A 258-nucleotide genomic window follows, 5' to 3' on the forward strand; every position below is an offset into this window, starting at 1 on the left:
CCCCCGCCGACGGCATCCCGGTGCCCTCCGAGAAGTCCTTCGTGAAGGACGCCCCGAACGTGGACGCGGACGGCTCGCTGTCCCCCGAGGAGGAGCAGCGCATCTACGAGTACTACTCCATGGAGTACTCCGCCGCGGATCACGTCGGCGACGTGCGTCGTGACGACGTGCGCACCGACGCCGGCGCCGCTGGCGTGGGCGGCACCGCGGGTGTGGCCGGCGTGGCCGACCGCCGCGACGAGGCCGTCGTGGACGGCG

Annotated in this window: 1 pseudogene; it reads left to right on the top strand. The window is 73.6% G+C overall.

What is annotated here, in order from left to right:
* Positions 1-258, top strand: a pseudogene (locus tag KVS67_RS12245) (hypothetical protein); the annotation flags it as partial.

Origin of the sequence: Micrococcus sp. GbtcB5 (genome assembly GCF_019091605.1) — a bacterium.
Taxonomy (GTDB): Bacteria; Actinomycetota; Actinomycetes; order Actinomycetales; family Micrococcaceae; genus Micrococcus; species Micrococcus luteus.